At 44.6% G+C, this 17,063-nt stretch carries 12 protein-coding genes and 1 pseudogene; 5 read left to right on the forward strand and 8 right to left on the reverse strand.

The window, feature by feature from the left end:
- Positions 1-32: 32 nt before the first annotated feature.
- Positions 33-2,615 (reverse strand): nitrite reductase large subunit NirB, encoded by a 2,583-nt coding sequence (nirB, locus tag AB4585_RS11500; protein WP_372169857.1) that lies wholly within the window; start codon positions 2,613-2,615, stop codon positions 33-35.
- Positions 2,616-3,087: 472 nt separating this feature from the next.
- On the opposite strand from nirB, the gene AB4585_RS11505 reads away from it, so the two are divergent.
- Together AB4585_RS11505 and AB4585_RS11510 are read left to right on the forward strand one after the other, a co-directional pair.
- The gene (locus AB4585_RS11505) at positions 3,088-5,685 is read left to right on the forward strand and encodes a molybdopterin oxidoreductase family protein (protein WP_372169859.1); all 2,598 of its coding nucleotides are present in this window, start codon (positions 3,088-3,090) and stop codon (positions 5,683-5,685) included.
- Positions 5,686-6,016: 331 nt separating this feature from the next.
- Positions 6,017-6,847 (forward strand): hypothetical protein, encoded by an 831-nt coding sequence (locus tag AB4585_RS11510; RefSeq protein ID WP_102428321.1) that lies wholly within the window; start codon positions 6,017-6,019, stop codon positions 6,845-6,847.
- A gap of 123 nt (positions 6,848-6,970) precedes the next feature.
- Here AB4585_RS11510 and AB4585_RS11515 read toward each other — a convergent pair whose 3' ends face one another.
- Together AB4585_RS11515 and AB4585_RS11520 are read right to left on the reverse strand one after the other, a co-directional pair.
- Positions 6,971-7,261 (reverse strand): type II toxin-antitoxin system RelE/ParE family toxin, encoded by a 291-nt coding sequence (locus AB4585_RS11515; protein WP_005377002.1) that lies wholly within the window; start codon positions 7,259-7,261, stop codon positions 6,971-6,973.
- The gene (locus AB4585_RS11520) at positions 7,251-7,499 is read right to left on the reverse strand and encodes a type II toxin-antitoxin system Phd/YefM family antitoxin (protein WP_004730320.1); all 249 of its coding nucleotides are present in this window, start codon (positions 7,497-7,499) and stop codon (positions 7,251-7,253) included. Before AB4585_RS11520 ends, AB4585_RS11515 begins: the two co-directional genes overlap by 11 nt.
- A gap of 258 nt (positions 7,500-7,757) precedes the next feature.
- Here AB4585_RS11520 and AB4585_RS11525 point away from each other — a divergent pair, with 258 nt between their 5' ends.
- Complete coding sequence (locus AB4585_RS11525) at positions 7,758-8,207, forward strand: hypothetical protein (RefSeq protein WP_372169862.1); 450 nt, start codon at positions 7,758-7,760, stop codon at positions 8,205-8,207.
- Between the two features lie 80 nt (positions 8,208-8,287).
- Here the strand turns inward: AB4585_RS11525 and AB4585_RS11530 are convergent, their stop codons facing one another.
- Positions 8,288-8,686 (reverse strand): hypothetical protein, encoded by a 399-nt coding sequence (locus tag AB4585_RS11530; RefSeq protein WP_017064752.1) that lies wholly within the window; start codon positions 8,684-8,686, stop codon positions 8,288-8,290.
- A 96-nt stretch (positions 8,687-8,782) separates the two neighbouring features.
- Positions 8,783-10,354, reverse strand: a complete 1,572-nt coding sequence (locus AB4585_RS11535; RefSeq protein ID WP_372169864.1) for an EAL domain-containing protein — start codon at positions 10,352-10,354, stop codon at positions 8,783-8,785.
- A gap of 345 nt (positions 10,355-10,699) precedes the next feature.
- Here AB4585_RS11535 and AB4585_RS11540 point away from each other — a divergent pair, with 345 nt between their 5' ends.
- On the forward strand, positions 10,700-11,110 hold the full coding sequence (locus AB4585_RS11540) for a lysozyme inhibitor LprI family protein (protein WP_017067713.1): 411 nt from the start codon (positions 10,700-10,702) through the stop codon (positions 11,108-11,110).
- Between the two features lie 167 nt (positions 11,111-11,277).
- Positions 11,278-12,069, forward strand: a pseudogene (locus tag AB4585_RS11545) (carbon-nitrogen hydrolase family protein).
- Between the two features lie 110 nt (positions 12,070-12,179).
- On the opposite strand, the gene AB4585_RS11550 reads toward AB4585_RS11545, so the two are convergent.
- From AB4585_RS11550 to rbsK, 3 genes are all read right to left on the reverse strand, one after another.
- The gene (locus tag AB4585_RS11550; protein WP_372169866.1) at positions 12,180-14,639 is read right to left on the reverse strand and encodes a CHASE3 domain-containing protein; all 2,460 of its coding nucleotides are present in this window, start codon (positions 14,637-14,639) and stop codon (positions 12,180-12,182) included.
- A 221-nt stretch (positions 14,640-14,860) separates the two neighbouring features.
- Positions 14,861-15,862: a substrate-binding domain-containing protein gene (locus AB4585_RS11555; RefSeq protein ID WP_017071159.1), complete on the reverse strand. Its 1,002-nt coding sequence runs from the start codon at positions 15,860-15,862 to the stop codon at positions 14,861-14,863.
- A 152-nt stretch (positions 15,863-16,014) separates the two neighbouring features.
- Entirely contained in the window at positions 16,015-16,959 is a 945-nt protein-coding gene (rbsK, locus tag AB4585_RS11560) for a ribokinase (RefSeq protein WP_017064747.1), read from the reverse strand.
- Between the last annotated feature and the right edge of the window lie 104 nt (positions 16,960-17,063).

Raw genomic sequence — 17,063 nt, forward strand, 5'->3', positions numbered from 1 at the left:
TTTATTGATGAACCTGATGAACCTGATGAAATTTATGAAACCTCAGTCACTTCGATTTGGTCTGCTTTAGCGAGCTTTTCATCGCGTTTTGAATTCGAAGCATCACTCAAGCTCGGCTTAGGAAAACGCTGCTCTCGCTCTTTGATGAAAGAGAGGCTAGTGTCCATTTCTTCACTGTTGATGTAGTGCTGGAAGCGCTTCATCTTCTCAGGGTTTTCAATGGTGGTTTTCCATTCACACTGGTACTTCTCGATGTTGAGTGCGATGTCCGCTTCGAGTTCTTCAGCTACGTTGAGCTTGTCTTCAATCACGACTTGCTTGAGGTATTCAATGCCGCCTTCGAGGTTCTCCATCCATACCGATGTACGCTGTAAGCGGTCTGCGGTACGTGTGTAGAACATCAAAACGCGGTCGATGTATTTAAGGAGTGTGGTTTCGTCTAAATCAGTGGCGAATAGGTCTGCATGACGAGGACGCATACCGCCGTTACCACAGATGTAGAGGTTCCAACCTTTGTCGGTGGCGATAACACCAATGTCTTTCGATTGGGCTTCTGCACATTCACGAGTACAGCCTGAAACCGCAAACTTGATCTTGTGTGGTGAACGCAGGCCTTTGTAGCGGTTCTCAAGTCGAATCGCTAAGCCAACACTATCGTCGACACCGTATCGACACCAAGTGCTACCGACACAAGATTTCACGGTACGAACCGATTTACCGTAGGCGTGGCCCGTTTCAAAACCTGCATCAATCAGCTTTTTCCAGATGATAGGCAGTTCGTTAAGCTGTGCGCCAAACAAGTCGACACGCTGACCGCCCGTGATTTTGGTGTACAGGTCGAACTCTTTAGCGACTTCGCCTAAAACAATCAATTTATCTGGAGTGATTTCACCGCCAGCAATACGCGGAACTACCGAGTAAGTGCCGTCTTTTTGCATGTTGCCAAGGTAGATGTCATTGGTGTCTTGCAGCTCGATATGTTGATCTTCAAGGATGTAATCGTTCCAGTACGAAGCCAGAATCGAACCGACAGCCGGTTTACACACAGTACAGCCCAATCCGTTGCCGTGAGAATCTAACAGCTCGTCGAAGGTCTTGATTTTGTTGACGCGAATGATGTCGGTAAGCTCTTGGCGAGAATAAGCAAAGTGCTCACAGATATCGTTAGAGACTTCCACACCCAAGTTAATCAGCTCACTATCCAGAACTTGTTTCGCAAGGGCAGAACAACCGCCACAACCTGTTGAAGCGTTGGTGGTTTCTTTTAGAGCCGCCATCGTGGTGCAGCCAGCTGAAACGGCCTCTTTAATATCGCCTTTGGTCACATCAAAACATGAACAGATCACAGCGCTATCAGGCAGAGCTTCAACACCCATTGCAGAGCCAGAATCATCGGCCACGTTAGGTAAAATTAGCACTGATGGGTTTTCAGGAAGGGGCATATCATTTTGCTTGATTTGCAGTAGCGAACCATAAGCTTCTGCATCACCGACCAATACCGCACCGACAATCTTTGTGCCGTCAGCCGAGATGATCAGGCGCTTATAAACTTGTTCAATTTCATCGTTATAAGTATACGATTGAGCGCCTTCCGTCTTGCCGTGTACTTCACCAATACTGGCCACATCAACACCCAGTAATTTGAGTTTGGTGCTCATGTCTGCACCAGTAAATGAAGCGTCGCTCGTTCCGTCCGATAAGATATGCGCAGCCGCGATTTTCGCCATTGAATAGCCAGGGGCGACTAAGCCGAAGATCTTGTTGTCCCAAAGGGCACATTCACCAATCGCATACACGTTGTCGATGTTGGTTTGGCAGTGATCGTTAATCACAATGCCGCCACGTTCACCAATGGCGATATCAGAGCTGCGAGCTAAGGCATCTTGAGGGCGAATACCCGCAGAGAACACGATCATATCGGTTTCAAGGTGGGTGCCGTCTGCAAAGTTCATACGGTAGCGAGCGTTTTCTCCGTCGACTATTTCAGAGGTCGCTTTCTCGGTGTGAACCTGCACCCCAAGGTCTTCAATCTTTCTGCGCAGTAGCGCACCGCCACCGTCATCTAATTGTACGGCCATCAGGCGAGGTGCAAATTCCACGACATGGGTTTCTAAGCCAAGGTTTTTGACTGCGTTTGCGGCTTCTAAACCCAGCAGTCCACCACCAATCACCACGCCCGATTTGCTGCCTTTACTTGAGAGCTCAATGGCGTCTAAATCTTCGATGGTGCGATAAACGTGGCAGTGTTCTTGGTCGTTACCGGGAATAGGGGGAACAAAAGGGAATGAACCGGTCGCCAAGATTAGCTTGTCGTAACTTTCAACGTGACCACTTTCAGTGATGACTTGTTGATTGGCGGTGTCTAGCTTGGCAACCTTCTGATTCAACAAGTAGTTCACGCCGTTGCTTTGGTAATATTCTTCACTGGTCAATGACAGGTCATCAGCGCTTTTACCATTAAAGTAAGCCGTCAGCTGAACACGGTCGTAGGCCAGCCTTGGTTCTTCACTGAAAGTAATCACATCAAACTCATCACTGTCTGATTGCAGGATGTTGTCGATAAATTTGTGTCCAACCATGCCGTTACCAACAACGACGATTTTCTTCTTGCTCATAATCCATTCCTTATTCTCGGCGCCACCATCACTAGCATCTAATTTCTAGTCGTTAGCAGATGAATACCGGGTTGAGATTCCACTCAATTCATAATCATCAAGAAAAACAAAAATGTTTTTTCTAAGTCTTGGTTTTTAGTGGAGCAAGGAGGATGCCAGATTGCGATTTGTTCATTTAAATAAAATTTAATATATATATTTCAGTGAGTTAAAAATTGCAGGTGGCACGTAATTACCCCTAAAGTGGTATGTAAAATTTTTGTTATATTTATATAAATGAGCGTTTGTGGTGCAACTTTCAGCAAGATGGTGCAAAAATTAAGTTTCTATCTTGGTTAAGTTCTAATTGGTTCATTGCTGATATTTGTGTTTTTATTAAGTTGTTGTTTTTAAATTAAATTACTTACTATTCATCAACTGCTATTAAGTGGCGTGTTATTTGCTTGTTTTCACTTATTACAATTATGGATAATTGAGCGAGAAACGGATGACCGATTCAAACAGCGGCTGGATAAAATCGACCTGTGCTTATTGTGGTGTAGGGTGTGGAATAGAAGCGAGACCGACATCGCTAGGAAAACTAGAAGTACGTGGTGATAAAGATCATCCATCAAACTATGGAAAGCTATGTACTAAAGGGATCGCGCTCGGCGACACCGTCACGCCTTTGGGTCGTCTTACACAGCCTGCTCATATTCAGAATGAGCAAAAACAAGAGCTGGACTGGAACAGTGCCACTCAGTTGGTCGCAGACAAATTCAATCAAACCATCGAAGAATTTGGGGCCGATTCGGTTGCGTTCTATGTTTCTGGGCAGCTGCTGACCGAAGACTACTATGTTGCCAATAAACTGATGAAAGGCTTCATTGGTAGTGGCAACATCGACAGTAACTCTAGGCTATGTATGGCTTCAACTGTGGTCGGGCATAAGCGTGCATTTGGCGCAGACACCGTACCGGTATGCTACGAAGATCTCGAGCAAGCCGATCTAGTCGTGATTACAGGCTCTAACCTAGCATGGTGTCACCCGGTACTTTTCCAAAGATTAAGAGCCGCGAAACAAGCCAACCCCGCATTGAAAGTTATCGTCATCGACCCGCGTTATACCGACACTTGTGAAATTGCAGATATTCACTTGGCATTGGAATCTGGCTCAGACGTGGCGCTGTTTAACGGCTTATTGGGCTATCTCGACGATAACGACAAGCTAGATGCAGACTACATAGAAAACCACACTCAAGGCTTTACTGAATCGATTCGATCTGCAATTCACTACCGTTATACAGAGTCAGGTTATACCGAATCAGGCTGGGGCGACAAAAGTGTTCCTGAACTTACAGGGTTAACAGAGCAGCAGCTAAAACAGTTCTACAGTTTGTTTGCATCGAACGAGAAGGTGCTGACCATTTACTCCCAAGGCGTGAACCAATCGACACAAGGGTGCGATAAGGTAAACGCCATTATTAACTGCCATTTAGCCACCGGGAAAATTGGCAAGCCGGGCATGGGGCCATTCTCTGTAACGGGCCAGCCGAACGCAATGGGTGGCCGAGAAGTGGGCGGTTTAGCCAATACCTTAGCGGCGCACTTTGAATTTGGTGATCCGCAATCACACCAAACCGTCAGCGAGTTCTGGCAAACCGATAGCTTAGCCACACATGCGGGTTTAAAAGCGATTGACCTGTTTGATGCCATGAATGAAGGCAAAATCAAAGCCGTGTGGATCATGGCAACCAACCCAGTTGTGAGCCTGCCTGATAGCGAAAAAATCAAAACTGCATTAGAGAAGTGCCCATTTGTGGTGGTATCTGACTGTATTGCCGATACTGAAACCACTCGCTTGGCCGATGTGGTGCTGCCAGCACAAGGGTGGAGCGAGAAGTCGGGCACCGTGACCAACTCTGAACGCCGAATCTCACGCCAACGCCGTATATTACCAAGCCCAGGGGAAGCTAAACCTGATTGGTGGATCTTAAAAGAAGTCGCACAAAAAATGGGGTTCAACGATCAGTTTGATTACCGCCACGAAGGTGAGATCTTCAAAGAGTATTGCGAGATGACTGCGCTTGGTAATGAAACAGGTAAAGCGCGTGACTTGTGCTTAATCGGACTCACGCAACTGGATGAGAAAGGCTATGGTGAACTCACTCCACAGCAATGGCCAGTATTAGAGTATCAACCAGAGATCATTGAGCAGCGCATGTTCACCAATGGTGAGTTCTTTACTGAATCTGGCAAAGCACAGTTTATTGCAGTTGAGCACGATAAACCGATTGCCGATACTAGCCTTGAATTCCCACTTATCATGAACACAGGGCGAATCCGAGACCAATGGCACACCATGAGCCGCACAGGCTTAGCCGCAGGCTTGGGTGAACACACCCCAGAACCGTTTGTTGCTATGCATCCAGATACGGTTGCAGAGCTTGGCTTAGACGAGTTTGGGTTAGATGCTTTTAACCATGCGACTATTAATCCAGTGGTGAAAGTGCGCAGCGCACAAGGAGAGTGCCAAGCCCGCTTAGTGGTGACCAAAGAGATGCGCCGCGAACAAGTCTTCATGCCGATTCACTGGAATGCACCGACTGCCAAAGACAGCAAACCGTGTGACTTGATCTTGCCTCATACCGATGCCGCATCGGGTCAGCCAGAGTTTAAACATACCCCAGTGGTGGTTGAACCGTGTGGCTATCGCAGTGAAGCCGCACTGGTCAGTGACAAGGTGATGGATTGCAGCGGCTTTGATTATTGGGTTCGCCAAAGAGTAGAGGGCGGTTTTCTGTATCGAATATCTTCCTCTAAGAACCCAATGGAGTTGGTGATTCAGCTTGCCAACACCCTCGATGCATTACCAGAACCTAACGCGGAGGCGATCAAATCACTCCATTATCATGGCAATAAATCATTCAAGAACTACGGCTCTGCCAAGCTGGGTCAGTCTGGCGTAAAGCAAGCCTTTGTGGTCAACAGTAAGCTAGACCATCAAAGCATCGACTGGCTGGTGGAATGCCTAACCCGAGAAGCCGATGAAGAGTTCGAAGCCGAGTTTTTGAGCACCATGGCGAAGTAGTTACTACCTCCCACTCATCATACCTATAGCAAAAACGCCGACAATCATGTCGGCGCTTTTTTTGTTTGAGAATACAACTTCCAAGATACAACCTTCATAGCCTGAACTGCGGTTTACTCACATATTGGGGAGTTTTCTGCATTTTGCCGGAACTATATGGAAAATTTCTGCTTTTCGTCATGTTTGATACAAAGATAAGTAGGTAAGATGATGTTATTAAATGAGTTATTAGACTAAGTGCAGCGAGTCTTGGAAACTAGACAGAATTGTTTCAGGGACAAAATGCAGAATTATTCTGTCTAATATAGCTGTTATAAGAATTTGGTGGGTTATGTACTATCTGAAGAAAAATGTAATTGGAAACGTTCCGGTTGTAGAAATTAAAGAAGCGGAATACTTGGAGATAATTCACTCAAATAGAGTATTAAGATGCGGTTTATCGATAGAAGAAAAATTTGAAATAATGAATTCAAACCTAAAAGAATTTGAATTGGACGTTTGTAATGAAACTATGCTCAATGATGCATTTAGGTCTATGGATTACAATGGCGTATTTAATTTTCGTATTCTAATTGAGCGTAGGCTGGCAAACCTATTAACGTCTACCAAAACATATGTAGATCAAATTCCTTCTGCGGCTAGAGATTCGTTTCATAATCAACCTGAGATATTAAAAGATGCAAAGAAGTACTTTAATGAAATGTATGATGCATCTTTTGAATATCGATTTATGGAAATGATACGTAACCATGTCCAGCACAATGGGATAGCTATCCATACTCTAGAGCACGCATCAGAGCTCACGGAACGAGGAGTACAGAATAAAGTAATGGTATTTTCCACTCAGGAACAACTTGCTCAGAATTCGAAAAATAAGAAAGCAACCTTAAAAGAAACACCCGAGTCAGTTGATCTTTTGCAAGCAAGTAAGGTGTATGTTTCTAGGCTAACTGATGTTCACCACAGGATTCGCAGTTTGACTGCTGCTAATGTCACATCCGCTAGGAAGGTGTTTGAGTCGGCTATAGCCCGTTATGAAAGTGCAGGTGGCGACTGTTTAGGCTTGACGGTATTTACTGAAGATACACATCATGAACCTATTCAAATCGCACTAGAATTCGATGATGTCCGCCTAATGTTACTTGATAGAAACAAGTTGTAAGTATGGCGTCTACATTCTTATAACAAGGCATTTAAACGGAACTAAAACAGTGGGTTACGTTCCGCTTCGCTTCACATTATAACCCACCATTTTAGTCCGCTTAATGCGGCGTTGATACCGCAATCAATCATCTAACCTTTTCATAGCTTTACGGTAAACATCGCTACGTTCGCGTTTTCCGACTGCTAAGACGGTTACAATGATGACATCGTCTTCAACTTTGTAGACGAGACGGTAGCCCGATTGGCGCAGCTTAATCTTATACATGTTGTCAGCACCAGAGAGTTTTGAAGCCGGAACATGCGGGTTATCTAAACGCTCGATTAGCTTTTTCTTAAATTGTTGTTGAAGCGTTGAGCCAAGCTTTTTCCACTCTTTGAGTGCACTCTTTTTAAAGTCGAGTTTATAGGTCATCAATATTTACCGAAATACTCTCTTCAGATTCACGCTCTTTCGCAATAGTTAGTAGTTCAAGATCTTCGAGTCTGTCCATCATCATTTCGTACGCTTCGGCTGGTACGCAATAAAATGCTGGCTCATTTCGGTTCAGTACAGCAACAGGTTCACCGTAAGCACTAGTTGCAACTTTCATAGGGTTAGCTTTCAACTCAGTAATGCTTGCAGCAACATCGGCTAAAATTCTAGTGGTCATGTAATAGGTCTCTTAAGTGGTCTTTGTTTTGGTCATTTTAGCCTCAACCAAGCGGTATAACAAGTTGCTTAAGAATAATTCGCAACGCGTGGCATTTTTACTATGCGTTGGTTTATGTGTTTAAGGTATTATGCGGAGGCTAAGGTATTGGTTTGCTCACACCTTAGCAAGGCGTAAAGTGTCGATATCTTGGGATAATAGTTCTAGATATCTAATTCAGAATAGCTGCGTAAACCTTAATTTAGAGGCTCTTGAACCATGGTATTACTTATAGTTTGGTTGGCTATTTGGGTTTCTTCAGCCAAACCACTTGCTTCTGTCGCCCGACGAACATACCGCATTAGAGTACAAAGTAGTTCGAATGGTTGGAAAAGTATTTTGTTTTCTATATTGGCTCACCTTACCTTTGTTCAACTATTTAGCTTTCCTGTAGATAGTTGGTTTTACTGGGTACTTCCAGTACTAAATGTTTTGTTTGTTATGCACATGCTCTTGCTCTTGGATTTGGTTTTAGATCGTTATAGTGTGGTTGATACTTCACGTTTTACCCATCGTTCAATTGCACCTTTTTTGGTGTCATGTAGTGCATTTATTGCAATGCTTTTCTACTCAGCTTATCTCAATGATGCAATACTGAGGGGAGTATGTATTACTGCTCTCTCAATAGGTTTGACAGGGTTTCTAGTAACTTATAGAAATGTAAAATAGGGTCATACAGCTAACAGAGTATTTTAGGTTGATAAGATTCAACCCAACCAAACAGGGCGCCAATAACGGCGCCCTTTGTGTTAGTTGGACACGCTGTAAGTGTCGTAATTGCGAAGTAAGAAGATTGCGATACAGGCTGCGAGCATTGGCCAAGAGGCGAAGAACAGTAGGTTGTTGAACGGGTCCATGTATTTTCCAAAAGAGGAAAAGGTTGAGCCTGCATGAAGGACTAAAATGGCTCCGTAGGTGTACTTTTTCCACATGCCTACAACGAATGCGCCTAAAAATCCGAGCTGCGCGACACCCAGAGCCATCATCGCATTGTTCGAGATGTCGATGCCGTAAAAGCCAGACAGTACTTTTGTTGCGTGCTCAGGGACAAGGATCTTATCCAAGCCCCAGAATAAGAAGACGATAAAAATGCCGATTCTCAGCAGTAGTAGGCTAGTCGCCAGTTTGGTTTGAAGTGTCTTTTCCATGATATCCCTTGTGATGCATTCAATGATGCGATGATTTAAATGTTCATCAAAGGAGACCCATAGCCTTCGCGTTTTCTTTCGCAGTTTTTCAGTGGCTTATGTAACAGGAAATGTCTGGTTGGTTTGTTCCTCAACGTTATCGGACTCAAAATGCTGCTGCCTGAGTAAGCTGACAGTCAGGTTTATCGGCATCGGCTTATAAAAATAGAAGCCTTGGATATAGTCGACACCGAGCTTAGATAAGATTTTCACTTGGGATTCATACTCGACACCTTCGACGATGACTTGCATGCCTAAGGAGCGTGATAGTTGAAGCATGGACTCTAGCAAAGGGAGACCAAAGCTGGATTCGTCGGATATGTTTTTCACAAACACGCGATCGATTTTGAGAATGCTGAACGGGAACTGTCTTACGAAATCTAACCCTGCGTAGCCTGTACCAAAATCATCAATCGCAACTCTTACTCCCATGTTCGCAAGCTTGGTTAGGTTGTCCCTAATTTTGACCATATCGGCATCAGAACATTCACCATCTTCGGTTACTTCAAATACCACCTGCTTGAGGATCTCAGGGTGTCTTTTAAAGATGCTGATCACCTTGTTAGAGAAGTTACTGTTGGACACAACGTTGCGGCTGATGTTGACGCTGATGTACTTTGATTCGAACACGTCTTGATTGCTTTTCAACGTCATTAATACTTTGCGCAGCACGAAGTAGGTGAGCTCCTCAATCAAGCCTAAGCTTTCAGCAAGCGGAATGAAAATAGCCGGGGAGACGTTACCTTCAATTGGATCGTTCCATCGTAATAGTGACTCACAGCCGACGATCTCGTTGGTATTTTGGTTAACGATAGGCTGCATGTGAACATGAAGGTGTTGGTTTTTTAGCGCACTTGAAAGCGAATACTCTAAGCTACGTTGGCTCTGCTTCTTATGTTTGATGGAAAGGAGAATTATGGTGGTGATTCCGGCTATCAAAAAGCCAAACCATAAATAGCTCAACATGAAGTGAAGATAAAACTGATACCCAATGTATGAGGTGATGGTCAACGGGTAGGTGTTTGATTGTATCCGCACCTTGGCGATTGATGAGTCAATATCGGTAGGGTGGATATCTCTTTTGATCACTTCAACTTTGGCCTGTATTCCATGGCTGCTCAGGTTTGTTTCAACAAGGTCATAGATGAAGTGTGGCGGAATCATCAGGCTCACTCCGGCATCTTCTTTGTTCGAGAAAATGAGCATGATGGACTGAACTTGCGTGATGGCCGAGTTGGAATACGACAGGGTTGTTAAATTCGGGTCGTCATTGAGTCGCTGCCTGATGGTGCTGTATAGGCGAAATGAAACGTCACCATCGGTGGTTGAACAGTAAAATCGGTTCTGTTTATTGAATACCGCTGCTTCTTTTACCCAATCGGCTTCAAAAACGTTTTGTCGAAGCTGTCTAACGATCGCGTCGCAAGACTGTTCAGGTCTAACTTCAGATAAAAAACGGTCGAACCTTGATTGGATCCTTTCTAACCTAGTTTCGACTAACCTTGATGTGTCTTCGGTTAATGTTTGGTAGTGATACGGTGTAAAAGGAATGAGCATTGCCATGGAAAAAAAGAAAGAGATGGCAAAGTAAAATGAAGTCTTGGCAATGTTTTGGTACTTGATATCCATAGTTGGAGAAGCGTTACCGATTTATGTGAGCATTCGATTTAATTTATAAAGTTAGCGTTTAGGTAGCAATATAAATAATTAATAGTGTGAATGCAGGCACGAATTATTGATATAAATAATATGTTTTCTAGTTTTACCAGCAAAATCTGAGCGTTATCTCATTTATTTGAGTTGGCGAGGCGTCATTTTTGATGATTTATGCGGATAACAAATGCTTATATCCTGATAAATTTTATTGTTATTTGCTCTGGCTGAATGAGCTGAATGAGCTAAATATTGAGCCACGTTTAAATAAATAAAGTCACGACACGATTCGTTTTGGTGGTGGCAGCATAAAGGATGATTATGACAAAACTGATATCGGCACTCATAGCGGTGTGCTTCTCATTCTCTGCGTTGGCCTACGAAGGTGTTGTTGATTGCGAGAATGCGATGAATACCATCGAGATCAATCACTGTGCGGCAATTGAGTTGGAATCTGCACAAGCGGAACTGGATAAATACCTTGCAGCCAGCTTTGAGCACAATGCTTATGATGCTGAGCTGGTGGCGTCAATTAAGAAGGCTCAGGAGAGCTGGCAGGCGTACATGACAGCACATTGTGATTCTGTGTACACCCAATGGCGTGAAGGTTCTATTCGAGGGGTTATGGCGCTTTCCTGCAAGATGACGTTAACCAAGCAGCGCACGCATGAGGTGTGGGTGAATTTCTTAACCTATATGGACAGCACGCCTCCCGTTTTACCAGAGCCTTAATTAGCGCCGTAGGCAGGTTTAAAATACGTACAGGACTGTGCACCTGCTTCAACCTTTGGCGGGCGAATAAGAAAGCGATAGGGGATTGCCTTACTCTTTCGTTCTTAGTTCTTAGTCTCCAGCTTGAAGCATTACAGCTTGAAGTTTTACCTAGCAAGGATTCGATTTTGAATAATGTCAGTATCACGCTTATTCAGCTTGAAGTTGAATACAAAAACAAACAAAAGAATATAGATTCGGTCTCTGATCTTTTGCAAGCGGAGCCGTCAGTCGGTGATATTACTTTACTGCCTGAACTGTTCACGACTGGGTATATTTTTAACGAGGCTGAAGAAATTCACGAATTGGCTGAAGACTTCGCCGACAGCAGTACTATTGATTCATTAACTCAGCTTGCAGCGAAGCATCACACCTTGATTGTTGCTGGTATTGCCGAGAAAGATAGCGGCTAATATTACAACAGCGTCGTGGTTGTGGATGCTTCCGGTTTACGACACAAATATAGAAAAATCAGTCAAACCAAATTCGATAAGCAGTATTTCTCGAGAGGGGAGGAACGCCTCTCGTTTGAGCACAAAGGCTTAAAGTTTGGTGTCGCGATTTGCTTTGATATTTGGTTCCCGGAGATCATGAGAGGGTATCAGTCGGTCGACGTTATTCTTCACCCTGCCAACTTCGGTGGGCATCATAGTTTTGCCATTGCTCAAGCGAGAGCCTTGGAGGAAGGGTGTCACATGGTTACTTGTAATCGCGTCGGGCAAGATGTGGTTAATGCGTTTACCGCGACCTATTGTGGTGGAAGCCGAGTCTACTCACCCAAAGGGGAGTTAATGACTCAGCTCAACGAAAGGCAATCGGTAGAAACCGTAAGTATTCAAGATCTCTCGATTGCGCCGCAATACAATGGCGTTGATGTTGAAGATGAGATGCAGCAAATCACCACTCTGTTAAACTGTTAAACTGTTAAACTGTTAAACCGTTAAATCGCTAGAACAGAGACTAGCGCGGTATAAGATCGAAAAACGCAAGGTGATTAAGCCTTGCGTTTTAGCTTGGGAGCGAAGCGTTCTTAAGCTTGATCGTTCATTTGATTCAGATGCTCGACTGAATGGGCGTTTTTCATCCGCTGAGCTTGATGGATATTGACCATAAGGCGATTGAGCAGCTTTTGCAGTCGTTCAATATCCGGCAATTGTTGATTTTTGGCTTCGACTTCTAGTTCCAATGCCTGCTTAGAAAGCATGTTAAGGCCTAAGTTTAGTGACATGCCTTTAATGGAGTGCAGGGTGCGACAAAGTGGCTCTAATTCTTTATCTAAATAGTATTCGATGACACGATCAACCGACTGTTCGAACTCAATAATGGTTGAGTCGATGAGTAAGCTGAACCCTTCCGTGTCGTCTTTCAGTATGTGTATCACTTCTGAGTGGCTGATCTCTTCTTCCGTTAACCTCAGCGTTTCAATAGGCTTACGATGAAGCTCGACAATATTTTCATTCTCACTCGAACCTTCGGCTGCGGTTTGTTTCGGTAATCGACTTGAGAACTGTTGTAGGGCGTCGAAGAAACTCTCTTGCTGCAGAGGCTTGGTCAGAATATGGTCGACACCGGCTTGAATGAAGTTGTCATGCGCCTCACGGAATACATCGGCCGTATAAGCGAATATCAAGGTATCGAGTTTCAGCTTTTCGCGGATGTAATTTGTTGTCTCGACCCCGTTCATTTCAGGCATATGATTGTCCATCAAGATAAGGTCATATTGAGTGGTTTTGAGGCGTTCAATTGCTAGTTTTCCGTTCTCTGCATGATCGACATGATGGCCGAGCTTTTCACAAAAGCCCTGTGCAACAATGGCATTAATACGGTTATCTTCCACCAACAGGATACTTAACGAGTCATAACTGAGAGTTTCTGCATCGACTGTATGGGTTGCGATGTCTTTCGCTTTGCTTTCTTGCCATGTGATAGGCAGAGAGACTTGGAATTTTGTGCCAAGCCCAACAGCACTGGTTAATGTGATTTCTCCATTCATGAGGTTGACTAGGTTCTTGACGATTGCGAGGCCAAGCCCTGTTCCGCCAAACTTCCTTGTTGTGGAAGTGTCTGCTTGTTCGAACGAATTGAATACCTGTTCGTGCTTATCTTTCGGGATACCAACTCCGGTGTCTGTCACGGTCAGAATCAGTTGATTGTTGGGGCGATTGAGGTCAGCTTGAATGGACACATGACCCTCTTTGGTGAATTTGGTCGCATTGCCGCCCAAGTTGAACATGATTTGACGTAGCCTTGCACAGTCTCCGACGAGTTGGATGTTTTTCGGTATGTTATTTTCGATCAACAGGCGAATGCCTTTTTCATCGGCTAAGGGTTTTAGAGCGCTGCATACAGGCTGCATGACTTGAACAAAATTAAAGGGTGCCACATCTAGCTCAAGCTTGTTTTCTTCGACTTTTGAGAAGTCGAGAACGTCGTTGAGTATTGTCATCAAGTGGTGACCAGAATCGAGAATGATGTTGATGTTCTCTTTTGTTTCGGGTTCTTGGGTCTGGCTTGCAATGATTTGAGATATTCCAAGAACGCCGTTCATTGGCGTTCTGATCTCGTGGCTCATGGTAGACAGAAAATCGCCCTTAGCTTTTACTGCGGCTTCAGCTTTGGTTCGTTCGGCGATTAGCTCCCGAGTTTTCGCTTTCATTTCACTGTCATTACTGATCAAATTGTCTGTCATTTTTTGAAAGCTTTGTTTGAGATGAGCGATTTCGTCTTGGGTGTTTATATTTGAACTCAATTCCAGAGTTGCAGCACCTTGATCCAAATGGCCAGCTGCAACTTGGTTAGTGGCCTCAAGTAGGGTGTGTAATCTTCGATTAATACGCTTTGACGCCCACGCAGCAACAAGGAGTGATATGAACACGGAAAACAGTGTTCCGAGGATTAATATGTAGCTGGTTTGATTGGCTGAGTTCTCCGATTTTTCGACCCTGGTAATAATAAGTTTTTGTTCAATTTCAATGAATTGAGCAATCTCTTGGCGGATCTCGTCAATCAATTTTTTTCCGGTTTGCTGCTGAGTGAGGTCGATGACACTTTGTATTTCAGCTTCGCCTTTATTGACAAGGCTGCGTTGATTGATCTCTTTCTCTCCAGACTGTTTCAGCCATGTTTTATGAATATCATCGATTCTATATAGGCGTTCTACTTGAGGTGGGTTATCACTCACTTGATTCGCAAGGGTTTGGAGTTTTTGAGGCCATACATCAAGAGCTAAATGGTAGGGTTCTAAAAAAACAGGATCACCCGTGATCAAGTAACCACGTTCAGCCGTTTCTATGTCGACTGTTAAGCTGAGAAGTTCTTGAGCCCGAGCGATGGTTTTATGTGTGTGTACAACCCAATTATTGTCTTTTACAACCGTTCGGGTGTTTTCATGGACAGAAAAAGCCACGATAAGCATCAAAGCGATAGGAATCAAAAAGCTGACTAATAGCTTTTTCTGTAGGGATATATTGTCAAACCAACCCGCGATCATAAAACAGCGCTCTCCATGTCGTTGTTATTCACTGTTAGTGTAGATGATCATTAGTTGTTAAGTGCGCAAATAGTTGCTGAGTGCGTAAATACATACTTTAGCGTGTAAGTTTCGCATATTAACGGCATTTTAGGGGCGATTAAGCGGCGTTATTATGTTTCAAAGACAAAAAAGCTAGCTCAATAAGCTAGCTTTCAACGGTGTGATGAGTGTGGCGAGTATTAAAGCGCTTTTACGCTGCTTCGTTCAACAAGAGTAGGTTCAAGTTCAACGACTTGCGGATAAGCATCTGGAGTTTGTAATCTGCTCAAAAGCGTATCCACTGCGGTTTTACCTAAACGATGTTTTGGCTGGTGGACAGTGCTTAACGCGGGTGTCATGTACTTCGACAGGTGGATGTCATCGTAGCCAATGATAGACAGATCATTCGGAATCGATGTGCCATCTTGCGCCGCAGCGTGAATCACGCCCATCGCCATCATATCGTTACTGACGAACAAGGCAGACGGCATTTCGCCACGAGTTTTCAATGTCTGATAAGAGTCAAAACCACCGTCACATTCAAAGTTGGATTCAACAATCCACTTAGGGTTGATCTCTAAATTGGCTTCTTCCATTGCTTGCTTGAAGCCTTGATAACGAGACGAAGCTTGATTACGGTGCAGTGGGCCAGTGATACAACCAATTTGAGAATGACCGTTATCTATCAAGTGCTTAGTTGCCATGTAGCCACCTTGGTGCGAGTTGTCTTGGATCTTATCGCTCGCAAACAACATAGGGCCCCAATCCATGACTACAACAGGCAGTTCTGGGTAGCGCTCGAATACATCGATATGTTCGCCTTCAAGGGTAGAACACATTAGCATCAGGCCATCGACTCGCTTTTGCAGCAAGGTATCGATAGAGGATTTCATGCGTTCGCTATCGCCTTCGGTGTTACACAAGATAAGGTTGTAGCCTTTTTCGTAGCAACGACGTTCCACACCTTTTACCACTTCGCCAAAGAATGGGTTGGTGGATGTGGTCACTAGCATTCCCAAGGTTTTGGTTTGCTTCATTTTCAAGCTGCGAGCCAATGCAGAAGGCGCATAGTTGAGTTCTTTAGCCGCACTGTTAACACGCTCAGCAATCTCTTCACTGACAAAGCGTGATTTGTTGATCACGTGGCTCACGGTAGAAGTCGAAACCTTTGCGAGCCGTGCGATGTCTTTCATTGTTGCCATAAAAAATCCTTGTGGGAATAACCTTCCACGTTGGGCGATATTCTGCCTGAAAACAGGGGCTTATTCTTGTTATTTGTTGTTACCGAATTTGAAGGCTAACATCCGTTAACCACGGTTTAGCTCAGAAGTTAGGCCTTCAAATAGGTATCAAACTAAGCAGACAGTTGCTCTGCCAAAAACGCATCGGTTTCAGCACGGCTTGGAATCGACGTTTGAGCACCAAAGCGTGTCACAGAGATAGCAGCTGCAGCATGAGCAAATTTAATCGCACGCTCAAGTGGCATATCTTCAAGCAAGCCTGTCACCAACGCGCCGTTAAAGGTGTCACCTGCGGCAGTTGTATCTGTTGCTTCAACACGGAAACCTGCGATTAATTCACCTTCGCTGGCTTCATTGCCTTGACCGCGATGACTCACCCACACGCCTTTCGCGCCTAGCGTGATCATTACCGTTTCTATGCCTTTAGCATGCAGAGCCAACGCAGCCTGATGAGCAGACGCGTTGTCCGTCACGGTAATGCCTGTCAGCACTTCTGCTTCAGTTTCGTTCGGTGTAATCACGTCAACACAAGCAAGCAGTGAATCCGATAATGGACGAGCAGGAGCCGGGTTTAGAATGACTTGCGTGCCACTCTCTTTTGCTACTTTCGCAGCGTACTCAATACCTTCAATTGGCGTTTCAAGTTGAGTTAGCAGGTATTTGGCTCCGCGAATCTTCTCTAGATGTGGTTCGATTTGGTCGCAAGTCAGCTTGTCATTAGCTTCTGCAGAAAGACAGATGCTGTTTTCACCCGTTGCGGATACTTGGATCATCGCGATGCCAGTTGGCGTGTTGTCTGCCACGATAACACCGTCGATGTTGATGCCGTCTTTAGCGAAGTCTTGACGAATGTTGATGCCGAATGGGTCGTCACCGACACAGGCGATGAAGCCGATATCTGCGTTTAATCGCGCAGCAGCGACTGCTTGGTTTGCGCCTTTACCGCCAGGGATGACCTGATAGTTACCGCCAATCAAGGTTTCACCCGGACGAGGGAACGAAGGAACTTGCAGTACGTGGTCAGCGTTAACGCTACCTAAAACAATCAGTTGAGTCATGATACGAGCCTTATGATATATCGTATTTGAAAATGCATGGGTCTTTCTCATGGTGTTAAGTGCGCTCTCTTTTGTGAGCGGAATGAGAAACAGCGATGCACTGT

The organism is Vibrio sp. 10N.222.49.C9 (assembly GCF_041474985.1).
Lineage (GTDB): Bacteria > Pseudomonadota > Gammaproteobacteria > Enterobacterales > Vibrionaceae > Vibrio > Vibrio crassostreae_C.